General features: G+C 72.9%; 17 protein-coding genes. 6 read left to right on the forward strand and 11 right to left on the reverse strand.

The annotated features are described in order from the left end of the window. Nucleotides 1-31: 31 nt before the first annotated feature. From Pdca_RS25880 to Pdca_RS25890, 3 genes are read right to left on the reverse strand one after another with little or no spacing between them, the layout of a single operon-like run. Nucleotides 32-3,157: a DEAD/DEAH box helicase gene (locus Pdca_RS25880; RefSeq protein WP_085910968.1), complete on the reverse strand. Its 3,126-nt coding sequence runs from the start codon at nt 3,155-3,157 to the stop codon at nt 32-34. Beyond that, nucleotides 3,138-4,436: an ATP-binding protein gene (locus Pdca_RS25885; RefSeq protein WP_085910967.1), complete on the reverse strand. Its 1,299-nt coding sequence runs from the start codon at nt 4,434-4,436 to the stop codon at nt 3,138-3,140. The genes Pdca_RS25880 and Pdca_RS25885 overlap by 20 nt, the downstream gene beginning before the upstream one ends. Continuing rightward, on the reverse strand, nt 4,433-6,703 hold the full coding sequence (locus Pdca_RS25890; protein ID WP_085910966.1) for a TerB N-terminal domain-containing protein: 2,271 nt from the start codon (nt 6,701-6,703) through the stop codon (nt 4,433-4,435). The genes Pdca_RS25885 and Pdca_RS25890 overlap by 4 nt, the downstream gene beginning before the upstream one ends. 40 nt (nt 6,704-6,743) lie before the next feature. On the opposite strand from Pdca_RS25890, the gene Pdca_RS25895 reads away from it, so the two are divergent. Continuing rightward, on the forward strand, nt 6,744-8,174 hold the full coding sequence (locus Pdca_RS25895; RefSeq protein ID WP_085910965.1) for an AMP-binding protein: 1,431 nt from the start codon (nt 6,744-6,746) through the stop codon (nt 8,172-8,174). A 24-nt stretch (nt 8,175-8,198) separates the two neighbouring features. Further along, nucleotides 8,199-8,852 carry an RraA family protein gene (locus Pdca_RS25900; RefSeq protein ID WP_085910964.1) on the forward strand — a complete coding sequence of 218 codons (654 nt, stop codon included), beginning with the start codon at nt 8,199-8,201 and terminating at the stop codon, nt 8,850-8,852. Between the two features lie 25 nt (nt 8,853-8,877). On the opposite strand, the gene Pdca_RS35785 is transcribed toward Pdca_RS25900, so the two are convergent. The 4 genes from Pdca_RS35785 to Pdca_RS25915 are packed head-to-tail and all read right to left on the reverse strand — an operon-like array spanning nt 8,878 to nt 11,151. Beyond that, nucleotides 8,878-9,027: a hypothetical protein gene (locus tag Pdca_RS35785; RefSeq protein ID WP_158092050.1), complete on the reverse strand. Its 150-nt coding sequence runs from the start codon at nt 9,025-9,027 to the stop codon at nt 8,878-8,880. 51 nt (nt 9,028-9,078) lie between these two features. Then, entirely contained in the window at nt 9,079-9,819 is a 741-nt protein-coding gene (locus Pdca_RS25905; RefSeq protein ID WP_197720121.1) for an HAD-IIA family hydrolase, read from the reverse strand. Between the two features lie 49 nt (nt 9,820-9,868). Further along, on the reverse strand, nt 9,869-10,684 hold the full coding sequence (locus Pdca_RS25910; RefSeq protein ID WP_085910962.1) for an Fpg/Nei family DNA glycosylase: 816 nt from the start codon (nt 10,682-10,684) through the stop codon (nt 9,869-9,871). After that, nucleotides 10,684-11,151 (reverse strand): ribose-5-phosphate isomerase, encoded by a 468-nt coding sequence (locus Pdca_RS25915; RefSeq protein ID WP_085910961.1) that lies wholly within the window; start codon nt 11,149-11,151, stop codon nt 10,684-10,686. The genes Pdca_RS25910 and Pdca_RS25915 overlap by 1 nt, the downstream gene beginning before the upstream one ends. 18 nt (nt 11,152-11,169) lie before the next feature. On the opposite strand from Pdca_RS25915, the gene Pdca_RS25920 reads away from it, so the two are divergent. The 4 genes from Pdca_RS25920 to Pdca_RS25935 all read left to right on the forward strand — a co-directional run bounded on the left by Pdca_RS25920 (nt 11,170) and on the right by Pdca_RS25935 (nt 16,753). Beyond that, nucleotides 11,170-11,829, forward strand: a complete 660-nt coding sequence (locus Pdca_RS25920; RefSeq protein WP_085910960.1) for a DUF429 domain-containing protein — start codon at nt 11,170-11,172, stop codon at nt 11,827-11,829. Nucleotides 11,830-11,919: 90 nt separating this feature from the next. Then, the gene (locus tag Pdca_RS25925; protein WP_085910959.1) at nt 11,920-12,639 is read left to right on the forward strand and encodes an MBL fold metallo-hydrolase; all 720 of its coding nucleotides are present in this window, start codon (nt 11,920-11,922) and stop codon (nt 12,637-12,639) included. Between the two features lie 268 nt (nt 12,640-12,907). Further along, nucleotides 12,908-14,158 (forward strand): hypothetical protein, encoded by a 1,251-nt coding sequence (locus tag Pdca_RS35790; RefSeq protein WP_158092049.1) that lies wholly within the window; start codon nt 12,908-12,910, stop codon nt 14,156-14,158. A 24-nt stretch (nt 14,159-14,182) separates the two neighbouring features. Continuing rightward, nucleotides 14,183-16,753 carry a carboxylate--amine ligase/circularly permuted type 2 ATP-grasp protein gene (locus Pdca_RS25935; RefSeq protein WP_085910957.1) on the forward strand — a complete coding sequence of 857 codons (2,571 nt, stop codon included), beginning with the start codon at nt 14,183-14,185 and terminating at the stop codon, nt 16,751-16,753. On the opposite strand, the gene Pdca_RS25940 is transcribed toward Pdca_RS25935, so the two are convergent. Genes Pdca_RS25940 through Pdca_RS25955 form a run of 4 tightly spaced genes read right to left on the reverse strand, consistent with a single transcriptional unit; the run spans nt 16,743 to nt 21,598 of the window. Beyond that, nucleotides 16,743-17,897, reverse strand: a complete 1,155-nt coding sequence (locus Pdca_RS25940; protein ID WP_085910956.1) for an ROK family protein — start codon at nt 17,895-17,897, stop codon at nt 16,743-16,745. The genes Pdca_RS25935 and Pdca_RS25940 overlap by 11 nt on opposite strands. Nucleotides 17,898-17,901: 4 nt before the next feature. Beyond that, the gene (gene xylA / locus Pdca_RS25945) at nt 17,902-19,074 is read right to left on the reverse strand and encodes a xylose isomerase (protein ID WP_085910955.1); all 1,173 of its coding nucleotides are present in this window, start codon (nt 19,072-19,074) and stop codon (nt 17,902-17,904) included. Beyond that, nucleotides 19,071-20,504: a GH1 family beta-glucosidase gene (locus Pdca_RS25950; RefSeq protein WP_085910954.1), complete on the reverse strand. Its 1,434-nt coding sequence runs from the start codon at nt 20,502-20,504 to the stop codon at nt 19,071-19,073. Before Pdca_RS25950 ends, xylA begins: the two co-directional genes overlap by 4 nt. Continuing rightward, nucleotides 20,501-21,598, reverse strand: a complete 1,098-nt coding sequence (locus Pdca_RS25955; protein WP_085910953.1) for an ABC transporter ATP-binding protein — start codon at nt 21,596-21,598, stop codon at nt 20,501-20,503. Before Pdca_RS25955 ends, Pdca_RS25950 begins: the two co-directional genes overlap by 4 nt. Between the last annotated feature and the right edge of the window lie 22 nt (nt 21,599-21,620).

Consider the following 21,620-nt stretch of genomic DNA (forward strand, 5'->3'; position numbering starts at 1 on the left):
CCAGGCGGTGGGCAGCCCTACTCGAACCTCGTCACGAGCGCATCAGTGCCTGCACGATGTCCAGGTGCCGGCGGCTCTCGTCCGAGACGTCGCCGCGCGCAGATTCTCGCTCGTGGATCCGTGAGACGACGGCGTCATCGACGTTCCTGGAGCGGGCGACCTCCAGGAGGTGGTCCGTCTCCGCACTGGAGATCCCGCCGCTGTCCAGCGCCAGGACGACCGCGTCGGCGTAAGCCGTCTCGGCGGCATCGGCACCTCGGACGGCCGGAATCCGCCGTGCTGGAGCCACCCCGCCGCCGCGATGCAGGACCCGCCCGGAGGGCCGTGCGGGGCTCCACGGCCCGGGGATCGCCGCCGGGGTGACGCCGAGATCCAGGACGTTCGCCGTACCCGCGCTCGCGATCTGCGCGGCCAGCAGTGCTGCTGTGGCACGTGCATCACCGAGAGCGGTGTGCGCCGAACGGAGTTCCACGCCGAATGCGGCGCAGGCGTCCGCCAGGCCGCGGCCGGCTCGATCGGCCGACCCCGGCAGCCGGTCGATCAGTTCCATCGTGCACAGCAGGGGCCACGCCGGCGGGAGCGCCCCGATCCGCTCGAACTCGGCCCGCAGGAAGGAGAGGTCGAACCGCACGTTGTGCGCAACCACGACCCGCCCGGCCAGCAGATCTGCCAGGTCCCCCGCCACATCGGAGAACGATGGCGCCCCGGCGAGATCCTCCGGTCGCAGGCCGTGCACGTCGACCGGGCCGGGATCACGCCCCGGATCCAGCAGGGTGTGCCAGCTGTCCTCGACCGAGCCGTCCGACCGGCACCGGACGACGGCGATCTCGACGATCCGGTGCCCGGCTCCCGGCGCCAGACCGGTCGTCTCGACATCGACGACGGCGAATCCGGTGCCGCTCGGGATACCGCGGGACAGCCCCACCTCGGGTGCTGCCGGAGCCGGGGCGGCATGGTCGGTGGGTACGGGTGCCGGGGTTCGGTGCCGGGCCCAGTCCCACACAGCGTCCACATCGAGTGCGCGCGCCGCGTACGCCTCGTCGAGCAGGCCGGGGGACAGCACGTCGTCCCACTTCTCCTCGGCCTTGGCCGCAACCGACGCCGCCAGGTGGGTGGGATCCGGCGGGACAGCGCGGGCGAGTGCACCCAGTGCCTCCTCGACGACCGCCACCGGCGCCGTGACCCGCAGCGCGGGTCCTTCACGGTCGCCCCGCAGTCCACGCTGGTGCAGGGCTACGAGCAGTGTGTCGAGCATGCGGTCGCCCCGCCACGGCAGCACCAGGGTGGATCGTCCGTTCGGGATCGTGTCGCGATCGTGCAGCCGGAGCCGCTCGAACGCGGAGCGAGCCGCGGCGAGCAGATCGCGAGCACCGTCGTCCAACAGGTCCGCGATGCCATCATCCTCACCCCGGTAGATCGCGAGCATCTCGGCGCGGACACGATCATGCACCCGGGCGGCCCCGCCGCCCGGGAAGGCGACCACGGTGCCCTGGCTGTCCGGGACGACCTCCACCAGGCAGTCGGACTGGTGCACCGCGATCACCCGCCATCGGCGCCCCGCGAGAACGAGTCCGCGGTCCGGCACCAGCGGCGAGGCCGCACTCACCGAGCCGATCTCCTGGCCGGCTGCGACCACCCGGTAGGCGGCGGGTGTGGCGAACGCGGCGAGGAATCCGTAGTGCTCGATCTCGCGTTCGCCGCGTAGCCCCGGCAGCAGCGTCCCGTCGCCTGCGGTCGTCAGGAGCTCCGCACCGTGCATCGCGCCGAGCAACCGGTGGAACGTGTCGCCCCCGACCCGGCGGAACGGCCCGCGGGAGCAGAGGGCCGACTCGGCCTGATCCGGACCGACCCCGCCGAACTGTGCGGTGAGCGACAGCACCTGCTGGACGAGCGTCGACAGATGAAGTCCACCGTGCTCGGGTGGTTCGCACCAATCGTGCACGCGGACCAGCCGGAGCATCGCGAGCGCCTGGACGAGCTGGGGACGCAGCTCGTCGACCGGCTCGGGATCAACACCGAGGTCGGGTTCCGCGACGTAGATGCGGAGGATCGACGGCTCACCGGGCCGGCGACCGGAGCGGCCCCAGCGTTGCCGCAGGGCCGCTACCGAGGGCGGCGGCCCGACCTGCGCGACCTCACGCACCTGGCCGATGTCGATCCCCATCTCGAGGGTCGACGTGCACACCGCCGTTCCGGGTAGATCGGCGCCGCGCAGCCGGTCCTCGACGTCCTCCCGCTCAGCTTTGGACAGGCTCCCGTGATGCGCGAAGAACTCGTTCGGTGTGCGCCTGCGCTCGCACTCCTGCCTGAGCCGGTCGGCGTAGTACTCGACATCGGTACGGGCGTTGGCGAAGACGAGGTTCGTCGAGCCACGCAGGCTGCTGTACAGGCGCCGCGCAATCGCCGACGAGCCCCCCGTCCCGGCTGTCACGGAGTGTGCGTACACCCGGGTACGCCGGGACCTCCCGTCCACCGCAGATTCGATGATGTGCACCCGGGGCCCTCCCCCGGGGCGCAGCGCCTCGGCCGCGTCGTCGAGCTTTCCGACGGTCGCAGACAACCCGATCCGTGGAACCCGGCGGCGCGCGAGCAGGTCGATCCGGTGCATCAGTGACGCGAGCTGCGCACCGCGGGGACTCCCCGGGAACGCGTGCAGCTCGTCCACGATAACGAATCGGAGATCTCCGAACAGGGCCTTCGCCCGGTCGCCCCGATGACAGAAGATCCCCTCGACCGACTCCGGAGTGATCAGCAGCACGCCCGATCGGTCGCGCCAGACCCTGGTGCGCCGGGCAGCCGTCACGTCCCCGTGCCACGGGTGGACCGGGATGCCCAGCTCCTCGCCGATCGGTTCCAACCGCCGCGTCTGGTCGTTGATCAACGCCTTCAGCGGGGAGAGGTAGAGCACCTCCACCCCATCGGGTGCCCGGCCGGAGGCCCTGCGCTCGACCAGATGCGACAGCGCCGGGAGGAAGGCCGCCTCGGTCTTCCCGGCCGCTGTCGCGGCTGTGATGAGTATGTCCCGGTCCGCCGCCAGCACCGGCTCGACGGCCCGCGCCTGCACGTCGTGCAGTCCGGTCCAGCCCTGCCCGTGGATCCAGCGCCGAACGGGTTCCGCGAGCCGGGCGTAGGCGGTGTCAGAAGCTGACGAGGTCATCGTCGGCGTCCTCGTCCAACGGCTCCAGGTCCGGGTTGGTCTCCACGGCGACGCTCGTCTGGCCCAGTACCTCCTGCCAGCCGCGCCCCGGATTCTGCTCCAGCAGGGCGAGAAGGTCGCAGAAGGCCTTGATCGTGTTCCGCGGGGTACGGAAGTACGCCTCGCCGATCTGGCGGCGGCAATGGGCCATGAATGCGTCGATCGCCTCGTCCGGAACGAGGTACTTGTCCGGATCCCCGGAGGCGTGCACGTGCCGCACGTTCTCCAGCAGCACGTGGAAGTCCTCCTGCGAGAGCTGTTCCAGTCTCAGCACCGGACCCGAGTAGTCGACCAGATCGTCCGTGGCGAAGCGGTTCTCCCCGAGCCGGGAGGCGAGCGCACCGTACGAGTGGAGGCCGCGACGCGAGTCGGCCAGGAAGTCCGGGGTCCCGCCGAATACGAAGCCGAGCCCTTCGGCATTGCCCTGCAGGACATCGTTGACGATCCGCAGGATCTGCTCGTAGTTGGCCTCGCGGGCACCCTTGTGCGCGATCTTGTACAGGTTGACCATCTCGTCCAGGCACACCAGCAGGCCCTGGTACCCGGCGAGCCGGACGAAGCGGGCGAGCAGCTTCAACTGGTCGTAGAACGAACTGTCGTCGACGATCGTCCGGACGCCCAGATCGGACCTGGCTTCGGTCTTCGTGGAGTACTCGCCGCGGAGCCAGCGGACCGCGTGCGCCTGCAGCGCGTCGTCGTCGGTGTCGTGACCGCGCCAGTAAGCGTCGATGACGTGCGCGAAGTCGTACCCGCCGACGAGCTCGGTGAGTTCCTCCAGCCGGGAGCGGATGACCTTGCTGGGGCTGGTGCCCTGGTCGCGGGCCGTATCCATCGCCTGGGTGACGAACCGTTCGACGACCGCCGCCAGAGCGCCGTCCGGACGGGCCTGGGTGCCGGTGTTGCGCATCAGCTCGGTGTAGAGCCCGCGCGCCTGCCCCCCGGAGGACGCCAGACGGCGCCCCGGGTTCAGGTCCGCGTGCAGGGTGACCAGCTTCTTCTGGGCCGCGACAGCACGGACGAGGTTCAGGAAGAACGTCTTTCCCGACCCGTAGTCGCCGATCACGAACCGGACGGCCGAACCGCCGTCGGAGATCCGTGCGATGTCGGCCAACAGCGCGCTCAGCTCCTGGTGGCGACCGACCTGGATCAGATGCTGCCCCGTGCGGGGCACGACACCGGCCCGCAAGGACTGGATGAGCGCGTCACGCTCTCGGGCCTTGATCCGTACGGGTCGGTTCATACGCGCATCTCCTCCAGAACTTCACGGTCGACGGCAACGGCGCCGCCGTCCTTCAGCTCGATCACGGGGTCCCCGACGATGTCGAACGCGGCCTCGTTCACGACGTCCAACGCACCGTCCGGCAGGACCGCGAGCAGCGAGCACGCCCGCTCGAGCTCGGGCCTGGTCCACACACCGGCCTCGGCCAGCTCGAACAACAGAGCGGAATGGCGGCGATCCAGCCCGCCGACGGTCTCCTCCGAGGAGGGGCTCGGTTCCGGCGCCGGGGCCTCCTCCGCCTCGTCCTCTTCCTCGTCTTCGTCCTCGGCGAAGATCGCGCCGAGAAGAGCCCGCACGTCGGCGTTCGAGGATTGAGTGCGAGCGAGTCGTTCTTGGTCCAGGGCCACGAGCCGGGGCATCCCCGCAGCCCTGGAGGCACCCGGTTCCTGCGGTCGATCAGGCGAGGCACCGGGATCCACCTGCCCGGTCGGGCTCACCTCGACCTCCGGCACATCGGTCGTGCTCGGACCGGACAGCCGCGCCTCGGCCTCGGCGACGTCGACGCCCAGCAGGCGGTAGACCGCGACGACGGTGCGGCGTTCCGCCTCGTCGACCCGGCCGTCCACCATCGCGACGTCGGTGACGGCGACGGCGAGTTCTCTCCGTGCCTCCTCGTTCAGGTCTCGGGTCCGGACCGCGACCTCATCGAGGTCGATGGCCTTCGCCCCGACGAGCCGGCGATGCGCGGCGAGCCGCGCTCGCTCGGCGACGGTCAGATCCTCGATCCGGTCGAGCCGGTCGGCGAGCAGCCCGGCCTCCGCATCGTCGACGCTGCCGTCCGCGGCAGCGACGGCAAGGCACAGCTCGGACGTGACCGCGGCGAGCACGTAGGACGACGACGGAGCCGCCGCAGCCGCCGCTCCGGTCCGGAAGAGCACCACTGGACCGTCCGGTGGGATCGGGCGCCCACCGAACCGGACGTCCGGTTCGATACCGATGCCGCGCCTCTCGAGGATCTGTGCGAGCGCGACCGAGTCGGCCTGGTCCAGCCGGCCGTCCGCGACACCGGCCGTCCACAGCGCGGTCAGCTCCCGCCCCGAGACCACCACCGGGGCGGTCTCGGACGAGTTCTGCACCGCCCACTCGATGAGCGGTGCCGCAGCGGCTCCGGCCGGGCTTTCGGCGAGCAGCAGCTCGGGCAGCAGTGCAGCGGCAGCGATACCGGACACCCGGTCCGGGTGCCGGGTCGCCCACCTGGCGAACGGTTGCAGCTCCCGCTCGACGGCGTCGGTGATCTCAGCCAGCGTCGCGGACGGCTGAGGATGGGTCACGACGTCGGACGCATCTGCGATCGTCCGGTCGACCGGCCGTGGCAACGAGGGGTTGTCCGGCACGTAATCGAGCACCAGCCGGCGACGGCGGGTCGGTACCGGCAGTCCCTGTGGATATCGCTCGCCGAAGCGGTGCCGCCACAACGAGGCGAACAGCTCGGGAACCCGACTCGCGGCGTCCTGCCGCGGTAGTTCGGGGTGGTACCACGCCCACGCAAGAGCCCACTCCGCGGTGACTGGCTCCCGGGCCAGTGCCCGGCGACCGATCTCGACCGCCAGCTCCGCCGGTGGGCCGGCCGCCATCGGGTCGAGTGCAGGTGCTCCGGCCGACCGGTCCAGCGCCGAAAGCCTGGCGACGAGCGCAGCGACAGCCGGCGACCGGCCGTAGACGGCACCGATCGCTCGTACTTCGGCCAGCAGGGTCGGGTCGTCGTCACCGTCGACGATCATGCGACGCTCGAGTCCCCACAGGTACAGCTCCGGCCACACGGTGGGCGCCTCGGGCGCCCGCCGCCCCGATGCGAGCCACACCAGGTACGCCGCGCGGGCCGAGGGGCTGAGCCGGTCATAACGGAGATCGGTGACGGTGGTCGCGCCCCAGTCCGGAGATCGCCCGTCGACCTGCAGGTACGGATCCACGGTCGACGGCTCGTCACCCGGACCGAACCAGAACGCTCCGCAACGGATGGCGATCCCGGCGACGGTGACGGCTCGGCCCGGCGGGCACCAGTCCGCTCCAGCCGGGACCGAATCCACGTTCCCCGTCGTCACAGCGCCGCTGCTCCCGTCCTCGCCGAAGACCGCCCGGGCCCGAGCCCGAATACAAAAGGGTGTCAGATACTCCGCAGAGCGCGCACGATCAGCCTGATCGGCAGGCATCGTGGTGCGGCAAACGGACCTGCTGAGACCTTCGAGGACCGTCCCCCCGGTGTTACCGCTCGTCCCGGAGGCCGACATCCGCCATATCGTGTCGACACAGCCGATTACCGGAGGGCTTGTGACAACCCGCTTCCCGCCGCCCCCGCCGACCCCCGGCGCGACCCCGCTCGCGGTCCGCCTGCGCGAGCTCGTCGCGCAGGCCCCGGACGCGCCGCTGGCCTCCGACGGCGACACCGTGCACACCAGGGCCGGGTTCGACGCCCGCACCAACCAGCTGGCCCGCGCGTTCGCCGATCGCGGGGTGGCGCACGGCGACCTGGTCTCGATCGCACTGCCGAACACGGTGCGGCACCTGGAGTGTTCGGTCGCGGCGTGGAAGCTCGGCGCGGTCCCCCAGCCGCTCTCGGCGCGGCTGCCGGCGCCGGAACGGGACGCCGTGCTGGAAATCGCCCGGCCGGCGATCGTCGTCGACACCGATCCGCCGGACCCGGCCGGATACGACGACGGCCCGCTGCCCGACGTCGTCGGGCCGTCCTGGAAGGCGCCGACCTCCGGTGGCAGCACCGGGCGGCCCAAGCTGATCGTGGCCGGGCAGGCCGCCTGCGTGGAGCAGGTGCTGGCCCGGGTCGACGGGCTGCGCATCGACCGCGACGGCGTCCTGCTCTGCACCGCGCCGCTGCACCACAACGCGCCTTACATGTTCTCGCTGATGGCGTTGCTGCAGGGCCATCACGTCGTGCTGATGCAGCGGTTCGACGCGGCCCGCACGCTGTCCCTGATCGGGGAGCACGGTGTCACCTGGCTCTACGTCGTCCCGACGATGATGGGCCGGATGCTGCGGCTGCCCGCGGCGGACTGGGCGTCGGCGGACCTCGGTTCGCTGCGCACCGTCCTGCACGTCGGCGCGCCCTGCCCGCCGCAGGTCAAGCGCGGCTGGCTGGAGCGGGTCGGGCCGGAGACCGTGCTGGAGATCTACGCGGGCACCGAGTCGCAGGCGGGTACCGCGATCGACGGCCGGGAGTGGCTCGCGCATCCGGGCTCGGTCGGCCGGGTCACCCGCGGCCGGATCACGGTGCGCGACGACGACTTCCGCGAGCTCCCGCCCGGCCGCACCGGCGAGATCTGGATGCGTCCCGACGGCCCGCCGACCTACCACTACCTGGGGGCCACCGCCCGGCAGCGGGACGGCTGGGAGTCGCTAGGCGACATGGGTTCCTTCGACGCCGACGGCTACCTGCTGCTCGCCGACCGGCGAGCGGACATGATCCTGGTCGGTGGGGCGAACGTGTATCCGGCGGAGGTCGAGGCCGCGCTGCTGGCACATCCGGAGGTGCACGACGCCGTCGTCGTCGGGCTGCCCGACGAGGACTACGGCCGGATCGTGCACGCCGTCGTCCAGGCCGACCCGGCGTCCGGTCTCGCCGACCGGCTGCGGGAGCACATGGCCGCCCTGCTCGGGCCGCAGAAGCTCCCGCGCAGCTACGAGTTCGTCGACCAGCCGCTGCGGGACGACGCGGGCAAGGTCCGCCGCTCCGCGTTCGCCCCGTAGCGCCGCAGGAGAGAGGATCGTGCGATGACCGATCTCCTGGGCCGGCTGCGCGACATGCAGGTGTCGTCGCTGTGCGATGCCGACAAGTCGTTCCCGGTGGTGGATCCGGCCATCCGGGCGCTCGTCCCGGACGTCACGATGGTCGGCCCCGCCGTCACCGTGAGCTGTGTGGACGACCATCTGCCGATGTTCGCGGCGCTGCGGGCCGCCACCCCCGGGGCGGTGCTGGTGGTGGCCGGGTCCGGCGGCACCAGGGCGGTCGCGGGCGAGCTGTTCGCCGGCGAGGCGAAGCGACGCGGATTGGCCGGGATCGTCGTCGACGGCCTGGTCCGCGACCTGCGCGGACTGCGGTCGACCGGGTTGCCGGTGTTCGCCCGCGGCACCTGCCCGGCTTCCGGGAGCACCCGGGATCCCGGGACGATCGACGAGCCGGTGTCGTTCGGCGGGCTCGTGGTCGGCCCCGGCGACCTGGTCTGCGGCGACGACGACGGGCTGCTGATCGCCGCCCCGGACCGGTTCGCCGCGGTCATCGACGCCGCCGAGGGCATCGAGGCCGCGGAGCGCGCGCTGGTGTCGGCGATGCGCAACGGGCACGATCTGCACTCGCTGACCACCGTCGACGACCACGTGGCTGCACTGGCCCGCGGCGAACAGAGCGCGCTGGGCTTCCGGGTCTGAGCGGGCAGAGGAGACCGGCGGCCGGTCAGGCCGCGGACTCCCAGGTCCACTCCGGCACCATCGGGTCCGTGCAGTCCGGGCACGGCACCGCGATCCCGACGGTCTCCACCGCGGGCAGCTCGGCCTCGGTGCCGCAACCCGGGCACCGGCACCAGGACACCTCGTTTCCGTACATGCGTTCGAGGGTGAACCACATACGTGTAATTCGCAAGCGCAGGCGCCGGGGTCAGACGTCGTCGATCAGGTCGGCGACCGACGGGACCACCCGGGACGGCCGGAACGGGAAGCGGTCGATCTCGGACTCCCGGGTGATCCCGGTGAGCACCAGCACCGTGCGCATCCCGGCCTCCAGCCCGGCCAGGATGTCGGTGTCCATCCGGTCCCCGATCATCACCGTGGACTCGGAGTGCGCGCCCAGCCGGTTCAGCGCAGCCCGCATCATCAGCGGGTTCGGCTTGCCCACGAAGTACGGGTCGACGCCGGTCGCCTTGGAGATCATCGCCGCGACCGATCCGGTCGCCGGGAGGATGCCCTCCGGCGAGGGCCCGGTGGCGTCGGGATTGGTGGCGACGAACCGGGAGCCCTGCTCGACCAGCCGCATCGCGGTCGCAATCGAGGAGAAGCTGTAGGTGCGGGTCTCCCCCAGCACCACGTAGTCCGGGTTCCGGTCGGTGATGACGTAGCCGACGTCGTGCAGCGCGGTGGTCAGCCCGGCCTCGCCGATCACGTAGGCGCTGCCCTGCGGGCGCTGCTCGGACAGGAACGCCGCGGTCGCCAGCGCCGAGGTCCAGATCGACTCCTCGGGCACGTCCAGGCCGGTCGCCTGCAGCCGGTACCGCAGGTCACGCGGGGTGTGGATGCTGTTGTTGGTCAGGACGAGGAACGGGACGCCCTTCTCCCGCAGCCGCGACAGCAACGTGTCCGCGCCCGGGACGATGCTGCCCTCGCGGACGAGGACGCCGTCCATGTCGGTCATCCAGCACTCGATCGGCTTCTGTTCCACCACGGTCCGGACCCTAACGGTGTTCCGGCTGGCACGTCGGACACCAGAACAGGTTCCGCGCGGCGTGCTCGGCGTGCCGCACCGGTGTCCCGCAGATCAGGCAGGGCAGACCGGCCCGGCGGTAGACGTAGACCTCACCGCCGTGCCGGTCGCGCCGGCCGGGCTCGCCCCGGCGGCGCGGGTCGTGCTCGGGGGCGACGGTGTCGATCCGGCCGGTACGGACGCCGTCGCGCATCAGCGCGACCAGGTCCGGCCACATCGCGTCCCAGGTCTCCCGGTCCAGCGACCGGCCGGGCAGCAGCGGATCGAGGCCGTGCCGGAACAGCAGCTCGGCCCGGTACACGTTCCCGACGCCGGCGATCACGGACTGGTCCATCAGCAGCGTGGCGAGCGGGCTGCGGGAGCGCGAGATCCGCTCCCGCACCCGTTCCGGATCGGCGTCGCGACGCAGCGGATCGGGCCCGAGCCGGGCCCGCAGCGCCCGCGCCTCGGCCGCGGTGATCAGCTCACAGGCGGTCGGGCCGCGCAGGTCGGCGTAGTGCGTCTCGCCGATCAGCCGCATCCGCAGCTGCCCGACCGGCTCCGGCACCGGCAGCTCGTGCTCGGCGAACGTCCCGTACAGCCCGAGATGGACGTGCACGACCCGCCCGGCGCCGTACCGGTGGAACAGGTGTTTGCCGTGCGCCTCGGCGCCGGTCATCACCTGGCCGTCGAGCAGCTCGGCGGATGCGGCGAACCGGCCCTGCGGGCTGGACACCGCGACCGGCCGCTTGACGAACAGCCTGCGGTGCAACCGCGCGAGGCGGTGCAGCGTGTGCCCCTCCGGCACTAGCTCGGCAGCTCGATCTCGCCGCTCCGCTCGTAACCGAGCATCTGGTCGATCCGCCGCTGGTGGCGCTCGTCGCCGGAGAACGGGGTCGCCAGGAAGGCCTCGACGATCGCGGCGACCTCGGTGAACGGGTGCTGGCGGGCGCCGACGCCGATGATCTGGGCATCGTTGTGCTGCCTGGCGAGCCGCGCGGTGTCCTCGTTCCAGGCCAGCGCGGCCCGGATGCCCTGCACCTTGTTCGCGGCGATCTGCTCGCCGTTTCCGGAGCCGCCCAGCACGATCCCGAGTGCCCCCGGGTCCCCGACGACCCGGCGGGCCGTCTCGATGCACCAGGCGGGGTAGTCGTCGAGGGCGTCGTACGTCGGAGCCCCGACGTCGATCACCTCGTGGCCCTGCTCGGTCAGGTACTCGACGAGCTTGCCCTTGACCTCGAAGCCGGCGTGGTCACTGCCCAGGTAGACGCGCACGGGGCAGGATCCTTCCCCATGCGCGTCGGCGGGGTGGACGGGGTCCCTGGGGGCTGGGTGGTGTGTGTGCTCTCCGGCAGCGGCCGGACACGGCGGGTGAGCTGGTCGGTGGTGCCGGACGCGGCCGCGGTGCTGGAGCTCGGCACCGGGTGCGACGCCGTCGGGGTGGACATCCCGCTGGTCCTTCCGGCCGGTGGGGTGCGCCGACCGGCCGAGGTCGAGGCGGCCGCCCGGCTGGGGACGGCCCGCTCGTCGCTGTTCCCCACCCCGCCCGAGCAGGTGCTGGCCGCGGACAGCTACCCGGACGCCTGCGCCGCCGCGCAGCGGGTCACCGGGCGCAAGATCAGCGTGCAGACCTGGAACATCGTGCCGAAGATCCGCGAGTTCCAGCGGGTGGAGCTGCCGGGATCGGTGGTGGAGGCGCATCCGGAGCTGTCGTTCCGCACGATGGCCCCGGCGGTGGGGTTCGCCTCCAAGAAGACCGCCCGCGGAGCCGGGCAGCGGATCGCCGCGCTGGCCGGATGGATCGACCCGGCGCGGTTGCTCGGTGACCTGCCGGGGGCCGCCCGGCTCGACGACGTGCTCGACGCGCTGGCCTGCGCCTGGACCGCCGAGCGGGTCGCCCGGGGCACCGCGGAGTTCCTGGGTGGCCCGGGCCGCGGCGCGATCGCGATCTGATCCCCGGGTGATCGCGACCCGGTGGTGGATCGGTGCCGCCGGTGGCACCGGTCGTACACGAGGCGGTGATCACCGGGGCAGGATGGGCGCGTGGACGGCAGCTGGACCGAACTCGCCGACGGCGTCCTGGCCCGCAGGCACGCCGAGCTGGACCTGACCACCGGCCTGGTGCTGGGGGGCGACCGGGCGCTGGTGATCGACACCCGCGGCGACGACCGGCAGGGCGCCGAGCTGGCCGGTGCCGTGCGGGAGCTGACCGCCCTGCCGGTGCTGGTCGTGATCACCCACGCGCACTTCGACCACTGCTTCGGGACCTCGGCGTTCCCCGGTTCGCCGGTGTACGCCCAGGCCGGCTGCGCGGCAGCCGTCGCGGTGACCGTGGCCGCCCAGAAGGCGCAGTGGGTCCGGCACTACCGCGACACCGGGGACCGGGACACCGCCGACGCGCTGGCTGGGACGACACCGGTGCTCCCGGACCACCCGGTCTGCCCACGCCCGGGCTCGTCGCACCATCTCGATCTCGGCGGACGCGTCGTCGAACTGCTGCATCCCGGCCCCGCACACACCGGGCACGACCTGGCCGTGCATGTCCCGGACGCCGCCGTGCTGTTCGCCGGTGACCTCTTGGAGAACGGCGCCCCGCCCTCGGTCGGCCCGGACGCCTATCCGGGCCGCTGGGCCGACGCACTGGCGGAGGTTCTCACCCGGGACGCGCTGCGGTACGTCCCCGGGCACGGCGACCCGATGACGCCCGGCGAGGCGGCCCGCCAGCAGGCGAGCCTGGCCCGGCCCCCGCGGGCCGCACCGTGACCGGACCCGGGGGGCCGAGCGGTTCCGGGCCGGTCGGTTGCGGGGAGCCGAGGGGCTGCGTCCGGTGGTGGTAGGTGTGCCCGGTCGGGGTGGTAGTGCACGTGCCCTCCGCGGTGGGCTCGACCCACCACCCCGGCTGCTCCCGCAGATAGTTGTGCAACTCGCACACCGCACGACCATTGTCATAACTGGTCGGGCCACCATCAACAGCCCGCACCACATGATCGATCTGCCGGGCCGGGGCATCACAGTAAGGCGCAGAACACCGATGCCGATCACGAGCCCGGATCAGATCCGCCAGCCCCGCCGGGAAACACCGCGACCGCGAATCCCCACCCACCACCATCCCCTTCCTCGTCAGCAACCGCCGCAACAACCTCCGCCCACGCACCCCGGCCAGGAACCCCACCGGGACCGGCCCGAACCCCCCGATCTCCGCAGGAAGCGGACTGTCCTCGTCGAGCAACGCCTCCACCGGAACCACCACCTGCACCTCGACATCGACATGCTCGGCACTCACCCGCCCGGTCACCCGCTCCACCAGCGTGTCGGCCATGACCTGCCCACGAGTACGGGTCAACGGCTCCGGCGCGATCTGGACCCCGTCGAACGCCTTGCGCAACGCCGCGAAACAGGCCACCCCCTGCTCGACGGGCAGATGCGCCCGCAGATCAACCATCCCGTCGGGCGCCTGCCGCAGCGTCACCCGCCGCCCCGCCCGCGCCACCCGGCAACGCTGCCCGAACTTCCCCGGCGCCACCTCCGCGACCAACGCACGCACCAGATTCCGCAACCGGGCCACCCCGAGCCGGGCGATGTCGTGCTCACCCAACCGCCGATCGACCTCCGCCCGCTCCCCCGCGTCGAGATGCGCCGTCGCCGCGACCACGATCGACACCCGATACCCGTCGACCTCCCCCGCCGCGAACAACCCACGCACACGACCCAGACCGTCGTGCAGATCCCGGGCCGCACACATCCGATGACGACCCACCGTCGGCGAAGCCCGATTCGCCAGCCCGATCTGCGCGCCGATACTGCGCTCGAGACGCTCCGGATCGAGCAGAGCCGGATCGAGCAGAGCCGGATCGAGCAGAGCCGGATCGAGCAGAGCCGGATCGAGCAGAGCCGGATCGAGCAGAGCCGGATCGAGCAGAGCCGGATCGCGACCGGCCTCCGCGGCATGCCGGCGGGCGAACGCCAACTCGGTCGCCGCCAGCGCAGCATCCACACTGTTGCGCAACGCGACCAACGCAGCCATCCGATCCACCAGCACCGGCGACGGCGACACCTCGTCGACCACCATCGCGAGCCGCTCGAACCGCGCCCGCACCGCATCCACATCCGGGAACCCGGGAACGCACGACTGCTCATCGAGGGGAACACCGGTGACCGTGGTCATATGTCCATCATAGACGAACACATGTTCGAACACCAGACTCTCGCAAACACGCCGGGCGTGCCCCGCAGCCGCACAGTGACGCCACGGCGCGGAAGTCCCGGCGACACATGGCGGTAACAGCGGCGCCCTAGCGTCACGCCGATGGGGGACGTGCCGCTGGTAGGTGTCGAGGAGGAGTTCCACGTCGTCGGTCTGACCGACCGGCGGGCGGCTCCCGAGGTGGACCGGTTGCTGGAACACCTGGACGGCAAGGAGTTCTTCCCGGAGCTGCAGCGCTCGCTGGTCGAGACGAACTCGCCGGCGACACCGTCGCTGGACGAGCTGCGCGGCCACGTGCGCCGGTTGCGCGCCCGGCTGCGGGACGCCGCCGAACCGCTCGGGCTGGGCGTCGTCGCGGCCGGGACGGTGCCGCTGGTCGAGCTTTCCGGCGACGACATCTCCGCGGGCGCCCGCTACGAGCGGATGCAGCACGAGTACCAGATGCTGGTGCGCGAGCAGCACATCTGCGGGGTCCAGGTGCACGTCGACGTCCCGGACCGGGACACCGCCGTGCAGGTCTCCCGCCGGGTCGCCCCGGCGCTGCCGACCCTGCTCGCGATCACCGCCAGTTCGCCGTACTGGCGCGGCCACGACACCGGCTACGCCAGCTACCGCAGCATGATCTGGCAGCGCTGGCCCACCGCGGGCCCGCCCGGCGACGTCACGACCGCCGCCGAGTACGACGCCATGATCGCCGAGCTGGTCGCGTCGGGAACGATCAGCGACGCCGGGATGCTCTACTTCGACGTCCGGCCCAGCGCGCACCTGCCGACCGTCGAGCTGCGGCTCTGCGACGCCTGCCCCGAGGTCGACGACGTGGTGCTGGTCGCCGGGTTGTTCCGGGCGCTGGTCGGGCGGGCCCGCTCCGACACCGAGGCCGGCAAACCGCTGCCCGGGGTGCGGCACGAGCTGCTTCGCGCCGCCGCCTGGCGGGCTGCTCGCTCCGGGTTGGAGGGCGACCTGGTCGACGTCGCCGGGCCGGTGCTCGCCTCCCCCGCGGTGCAGCTGCGCACGCTGGTCGCCGAGCTGGAGCCGTGGCTGGCCGAGACCGGCGACGCCGAGCAGGTCACCGAGCTCGCCGAGGCCGTGCTCGCCCGCGGCTCCGGGGCTGCCGCCCAGCGGCGCGCGTTCGGGCGGCGCGGCGCGCTGACCGACGTGGTCGACGACCTGGTGGCACGCACCCAGGGCGAGGAGCCCCCCAGCACCCCGCCGCTGACCGTCCCGGTCGCACCGGAGCTGCTGGCCGGCTACCGGCCGCCACGCTACGACGAGGCGGTCGACGACGACGGCAAGCTCCGCCCCGCCTACGGCTGGCTGTTCCGGACGCTGGAACGGCTCGGCCCGCGCGGCCTGACCGCGGCCGAGGCGGCGCTGCGCACCGAGCAGCGGGCCCGCGGCGTGACCTTCCCGGTGCCGGGCGTCGAGCCCGGGGATGACGGCGAGCGGCTGTTCCCGCTGGACCTGGTGCCACGGATCATCGGCCCGGACTCCTGGGAGCACCTGTCGACCGGGATCGCCCAGCGGATCCGGGCCCTGGAGGGGTTCCTGCGCGACGTCTACGGCCGCCGCGAGATCGTCCGCGACCGGATCGTCCCGGCCGCCGTCGTCGACAACGCACCGGGCCGCTCCCGGGCCGGGACCCTCGTCACGGCGGACGCAGTCCGGATCGCGGTCGGCGGGATCGACCTGGTCCGCGACGCCGACACCGGCTGGGTCGTGCTGGAGGACAACCTGCGGGTGCCGTCCGGGATCGGGTTCTCACTGATGGGCCGCCGGCTGATCCGCAGCGTGCTGCCCGATCTGGAGTCGCCGTCGGAGGTGCTGGGGCTCGACGACGTCCCGGCCCGGCTGCGCGCCGTGCTCGCCGACGGCGATCCCGCCGGCCCGGACGGCGAGGCCGCACTGCTCACCGCCGGCGAGAGCGACGCGGCGTTCTTCGAGCACCGGCTGCTGGCCGAGGCGATGGAGATCCCGCTGGTCACCCCGGGCCGGCTGCAGATCGCCGACGGTGCGGTGTTCCTGGTCGGCAACGGGCGACGACGCCGGCTCAGCACGCTCTACCGTCGGATCGACGAGAAAGACCTGGCGCTGGCCAGGGGCGCCGATCACCGGCCGATCGGGCGGGCACTGCTGGCCGCGATGGCCCGCGGCCGGGTCGCGCTGCGCAACGCGCCGGGCAACGGGGTGGCCGACGACAAGCTCGTCTACGCCTACGTCCCGGAGATGATCCGCTACTACCTGAACGAGGAACCGGTGCTGGCCTCGGTCCCGACCTGGGCCTGCGTCGATCCGGCTGCCCGCGACCAGGTTCTGGACCGGCTCGGCGAGCTCGTCCTCAAGCCGGTCGACAGCTACGGCGGCGCCGGCATCGTGATCGGCCCGCACGCCGGCAGCGGCGAGCTGGAGCGGGCCGCTGCCGCGATCCGGGAGCGCCCCGCGGGCTGGGTCGCGCAGGACATGGTGCGGATCTCCACCCATCCGACGTTCACCGACGGGACGCTCCAGCCGCAGGCGGTGGACCTGCGGGTGTTCGCGGTCCAGTCGGCCGGGCACGGCCCGATGCCCGAGGTCGAGGTGCTGCCCGCGGCGCTGTCCCGGGTCGCACCGCCGGGCGGGATGATCGTCAACTCCTCCCGCGGCGGCGGCGCGAAGGACACCTGGATCATGGCCTGAGCAGCAGGTCCGGATCGTCGAGCACCCGGTCGGTGACGGCCCGTGCGGTGCCCAGCGCCGCGGCCGGGCGGCCGTGCCCGGAGACCAGCACCTCGACCCCCGCCGACGGGCGGCGCCGGAGGATCTCGGCGCGGACGACCGGGGCCAATCGGTCACCGAGCGGGGTGAAGCTGCCGCCGAGGACGACTGCGGGCAGATCGACGACGTTGAGCACCGACGCGAGCGCGGCCCCGAGCGCGGTGCCGGCCCGCTCCAGCGCGGCCAGCGCCACCGGCTCCCCCGCCCGGACCGCCGAGCGCAACGCGGGCAGTCCGTCGGCGCCGGCGTCGGCCAACAGTGCGGGCAATCCGGCGTACTGCTCGACGCAGCCGGTGCCGCCGCAGCCGCACGGGCGGCCGTCCCGCTCGACGACGACGTGCCCGATCTCGCCGGCCAGCCCGGCGGCCCCCGGCAGCACCCGCCCGCCGACCACGATGCCGCCGCCGATCCCGATCCCGGCCGAGACGTAGACGAAGTCGGACGCGACCCCCAGGTGCGCGAGCGCGCCCAGGGTGGCCTCGTTCCCGACCACCACCGGGCGCCCGGCGACCCGGCCGAACAGCTCCCCCGGCCGGGCCCCGGCCAGCAGCGGCAGGTTGGGCGCCCGCAGCATCTCCGCGTCCGGGCCGGTGCCGCGGACCGGTGCGGGCACGGCCACCCCGGCACCGACGACCGGCCGCCCGGCCCGCTCGCACAGCGCCCGCACGTCCCGGGCGGCGCGGCCGAACACCTCGGCGGCGTCCATCGTCCGGTGCTCGCGGCGGCGGTGCATCCGGCGGACGACGCCGCCGTCCAGCCCGACCACACAGGCCACCAGCGCGTCGACCTCGACCGACACCCCGACGGCGACCGGACCGGCCGGGGCGAACCGCAGCGGCCGCCCCGGCCTGCCGACCCCACCACGGCTCGGCGGCCCCTCCGCCAGCACACCGGCGGAGACCAGCGGATCCAGCAGGCTCGCCACGGTCCCCCTGGTCAGACCGGTGGTGCCGGCCAGCGCGGCCCGTGACGACGGCTCCCCGCGCAGCCTCCCCAGCAGCAGGCCCAGGTTGTGCCTGCGCAGCTCCGCGCTGCGTACCGGTGCTGACGCGGAGGGGGGAGGCACCCGATCATCGTGCCCCGGTCAGGTGTTCCAGTGCGAGCTGGTGCAGGCGGACGAAGCCGTACCCGCGCGCTCCGGCGGGCTCGGGATCGAAATCGGTCCACGCGGACCGGTCGGCGAGCAGCTCGGCGGCGGTCTCGCCGGGTGCCAGGGTCGGCTCGGACAGCTCCGCGACGCGCGCCTCGGCCAGCGCCGCGACCACCTCCGGATCGGCCCGGAACGCCGCGGCCCGCTCCCGCAGCAGCAGGTAGGTCCGCATGTTCGCCTCGGCCGACGCCCACACGCCGTCGAGGTCCTCGGTGCGCGACGGCTTGTAGTCGAAGTGCCGCGGGCCGTCGTAGCCCGCGGTCTCCAGCAGGTCGACCAGCGCGAACGCGTTGAGCAGGTCGCCGTGGCCGAACACCAGGTCCTGGTCGTACTTGATCCCGCGCTGGCCGTTCAGGTCGATGTGGAACAGCTTGCCCGCCCACAGCGCCTGGGCCACCCCGTGCGCCATGTTCAGCCCGGCCATCTGCTCGTGCCCGACCTCCGGGTTCACCCCGACCAGCTCGGGATGGGCGAGCTTCTCGACGAAGGCCAGCGCGTGCCCGACGGTCGGGAGCAGGATGTCGCCGCGCGGCTCGTTGGGCTTCGGCTCGATCGCGAACCGGATGTCGTGGCCGCGCTCCAGGACGTACGAGCAGAGCAGGTCCATCGCCTCCCGGTAGCGGTCCAGCGCCGCCCGCACGTCCTTCGCCGAGTCGTACTCCGAGCCCTCCCGGCCGCCCCACAGCACGAAGGTCCGCGCGCCCAGCTCGGCGGCGAGCTCCACGTTGTGCAGCACCTTGCGCAGCGCGAACCGGCGCACCGAGCGGTCGTTGGAGGTGAACCCGCCGTCCTTGAACACCGGGTGCGAGAACAGGTTCGTGGTGATCATCGGGACGGTCATCCCGGTCGCGTCGCAGGCCTCCCGGAGCCGGGCGATCTGCTTGTCCCGGGTGCCGGCGTCGGCACCGAAGCCGAACAGGTCGTCGTCGTGGAAGGTCAGGCCCCATGCGCCGAGGCCGGCCAGCCGCTCGACGGCCTCGACGACGTCGAGCGCCGGGCGGGTCGGGTCGCCGAACGGGTCGGCCGCGCGCCAGCCGACGGTCCACAGCCCGAACGAGAAGCGATCGGCCGGGGTGGGGGCGGGCACGCTCATGCGGCATCTCCTGTGTCGAGGGTGAGGCTGTTGGTACGGACGACGCCGGCGTAGAACCGGGCGCTGTCCTTGGGCGTGCGGACCTGGGTGGCGTAGTCGACGTGCACCACGCCGAACCGCTTCGCGTACCCCCAGGCCCATTCGAAGTTGTCGAGCAGCGACCAGACGTAGTAGCCGCGCACCGGTGCGCCCTCGGCGATCACGTCAGCCAGCGCGGCGAGGTGCCCGCGCAGGTAGGCGACCCGCTCGGGATCGGCGACGGTCCCGTCCGAACCGGGTTCGTCGGGGAAGGCGGCACCGTTCTCGGTCACCACCATCTCCAGCCCGGGGTGCTCGCGGTCGATCCGCCGGACCACCTCCGCCAGCCCGCGGGCGTCGATCCCCCAGCCCATGTCGGTCAGCGGGCCGACCGGACGCGGGAACTCGACGTCGTCGCAGGCGATCCAGGGCGATCCGGTGCCGTCGCCGTGCCCGTCGGCGGTCTCCCGGGGCCGCTCGCGGGTCCAGTGCCGCACGTGGGTGGGGGTGTAGTAGTTCACGCCGAGCACGTCCGGCGGGACCAGGGCGAGCTCCTCGTCACCGGAGCGGACGAACGACCAGTCGGTGATGTCCGCGGTGTCGGCGACCACGTCGGCCGGGTAGCCACCGGTCAGCATCGGCTGCAGGAACAGCCGGTTCTGCAGACCGTCCACCCGGCGGGCGGCGTCCCGATCCGCCGCGGAACCGGTCTCCGGCACCACCCAGGCCAGGTTCAGGCTGACCGCGATCCGGGCCGACGGCACCCGTTCCCGGATCGCCCTCGCGGCCAGCCCGTGCGCCAGGTTGAGGTGGTGCACCGCGGCCAGCGCGGCGGCCGGATCGGTCCGGCCCGGGGCGTGCACCCCGGCCGCGTAGCCGAGGAACGCGCTGCACCACGGCTCGTTCAGGGTGGTGAACAGCCCGACCCGGTCGCCCAGCTCCGCCGCGACGACCGCGGCGTACTCGGCGAACCGGTAAGAGGTGGCCCGTGAGGTCCACCCCCCGGCGTCCTCGAGGGCCTGGGGCAGGTCCCAGTGGTAGAGCGTCACCACCGGCGTGATGCCCGCGGCGAGCAGTGTGTCGACCAGCCGCGCGTAGAACGCGAGCCCGGCCGGGTTCACCGGGCCCAGCCGCTCGGCGTCGACCTGCGGGGTGATCCGGCTCCAGCTGATCGAGAACCGGTAGGAGTGCAGGCCGAGCTCGCGCATCAGCGCGACGTCGGCATCGACCCGGTGATAGTGGTCGGCGGCGACGTCGCCGGTGTCCCCGCCCACGGTCCGGCCGGGGGTGTGCGCGTAGGTGTCCCAGATCGACGGCGTGCGGCCGTCCTCGTCGACCGCGCCCTCGATCTGGTACGCGGCGGTGGCCGCGCCCCAGTCGAAGCCGGGCGGGAAGCTGCGGGCCGCGCTCATCCGAGCCGCATTCCGGTCGACGGGTCGAAGGCGTGTACCGCCACCGGATCACGCAGGGTCACCCGGATCTCCCGGCCCACCGGCGGGGCGTCGCCGCCGACGGTGCGCACCACGAACCGGCGGGCCTCGGCGTCGGTCCCGACCCGGCCGTGCAGGTAGGTGTCCGAGCCCAGCTCCTCGGCCAGTTCGACGGTCAGATCCACGGCCTTCTCCTCGTCGTCGGCGACCCGCATCCCCTCGGGGCGCACCCCGACGGTGACCTCGGAGAGCCCGGCCCGGTGCGCCCGGTCCAGCACCTCGCGCGACAGCGGCACCGTCAGCCCGGCCAGGTCGGCGCCGTCGGGCACCAGCGGCGCGGTGCGCAGGTTCATCGCGGGCGATCCGATGAAACCGGCGACGAACGCGGTGGCCGGGCGGTCGTAGAGCTCACGCGGGGTCGCGCACTGCTCCAGCAACCCGTCCCGCAGGACGGCCACCCGGTGCCCCATCGTCATCGCCTCGACCTGGTCGTGGGTGACGTAGACGGTGGTCGCGCCGAGGCGCTGCTGCAGCGCGGCGACCCCGGCGCGGGTCTCCACCCGCAGCTTGGCGTCCAGGTTGGACAGTGGCTCGTCCATCAGGAACACGGCCGGCTCGCGGACGATGGCGCGCCCCATGGCGACCCGCTGGCGCTGTCCGCCGGACAGCGCCTTGGGCTTGCGGTCCAGGTAGGGCACGAGATCGAGCAGCGCGGCGGCCTCGCGCACCCGACGGGTGATCTCGTCACGGCCGACCCGCTGCAGCTTCAGCGCGAAGCCCATGTTGTCGGCGACGGTCATGTGCGGGTAGAGCGCGTAGTTCTGGAAGACCATCGCGATGTCGCGGTCCTTGGGTTCGAGCGCGCTGACCTCGCGGCCGCCGATCTCGATGCCGCCCTCGTCGACCTCCTCCAGGCCGGCGAGCATCCGCAGGGCGGTGGACTTGCCGGACCCGGACGGCCCGACGAGCACCAGGAACTCACCGTCGGCGATCTCCAGCTCCAGCTTGTCGACGGCACGTACCGGCGGTGGGCCGGGATAGATGCGGGACGCGGCCCGGTAGGCGACCTCGGCCATGTTCGTCGGTCCTCTCGTCGCG

Origin of the sequence: Pseudonocardia autotrophica, assembly GCF_003945385.1 — a bacterium.
GTDB classification, from domain to species: Bacteria; Actinomycetota; Actinomycetes; order Mycobacteriales; family Pseudonocardiaceae; genus Pseudonocardia; species Pseudonocardia autotrophica.

Excerpts from the sequence above, each read along its gene's own strand:
- Pdca_RS25880 (WP_085910968.1), bottom strand. The coding sequence starts at position 3,157 with ATGACCTCGTCAGCTTCTGACACCGCCTACGCCCGGCTCGCGGAACCC.
- Pdca_RS25885 (WP_085910967.1), bottom strand. The coding sequence starts at position 4,436 with ATGAACCGACCCGTACGGATCAAGGCCCGAGAGCGTGACGCGCTCATC.
- Pdca_RS25890 (WP_085910966.1), bottom strand. The coding sequence starts at position 6,703 with ATGTCGGCCTCCGGGACGAGCGGTAACACCGGGGGGACGGTCCTCGAA.
- Pdca_RS25900 (WP_085910964.1), top strand. The coding sequence starts at position 8,199 with ATGACCGATCTCCTGGGCCGGCTGCGCGACATGCAGGTGTCGTCGCTG.
- Pdca_RS35785 (WP_158092050.1), bottom strand. The coding sequence starts at position 9,027 with ATGTACGGAAACGAGGTGTCCTGGTGCCGGTGCCCGGGTTGCGGCACC.
- Pdca_RS25905 (WP_197720121.1), bottom strand. The coding sequence starts at position 9,819 with ATGGACGGCGTCCTCGTCCGCGAGGGCAGCATCGTCCCGGGCGCGGAC.
- Pdca_RS25920 (WP_085910960.1), top strand. The coding sequence starts at position 11,170 with ATGCGCGTCGGCGGGGTGGACGGGGTCCCTGGGGGCTGGGTGGTGTGT.
- Pdca_RS35790 (WP_158092049.1), top strand. The coding sequence starts at position 12,908 with ATGCCGATCACGAGCCCGGATCAGATCCGCCAGCCCCGCCGGGAAACA.
- Pdca_RS25935 (WP_085910957.1), top strand. The coding sequence starts at position 14,183 with ATGGGGGACGTGCCGCTGGTAGGTGTCGAGGAGGAGTTCCACGTCGTC.
- xylA (WP_085910955.1), bottom strand. The coding sequence starts at position 19,074 with ATGAGCGTGCCCGCCCCCACCCCGGCCGATCGCTTCTCGTTCGGGCTG.
- Pdca_RS25950 (WP_085910954.1), bottom strand. The coding sequence starts at position 20,504 with ATGAGCGCGGCCCGCAGCTTCCCGCCCGGCTTCGACTGGGGCGCGGCC.
- Pdca_RS25955 (WP_085910953.1), bottom strand. The coding sequence starts at position 21,598 with ATGGCCGAGGTCGCCTACCGGGCCGCGTCCCGCATCTATCCCGGCCCA.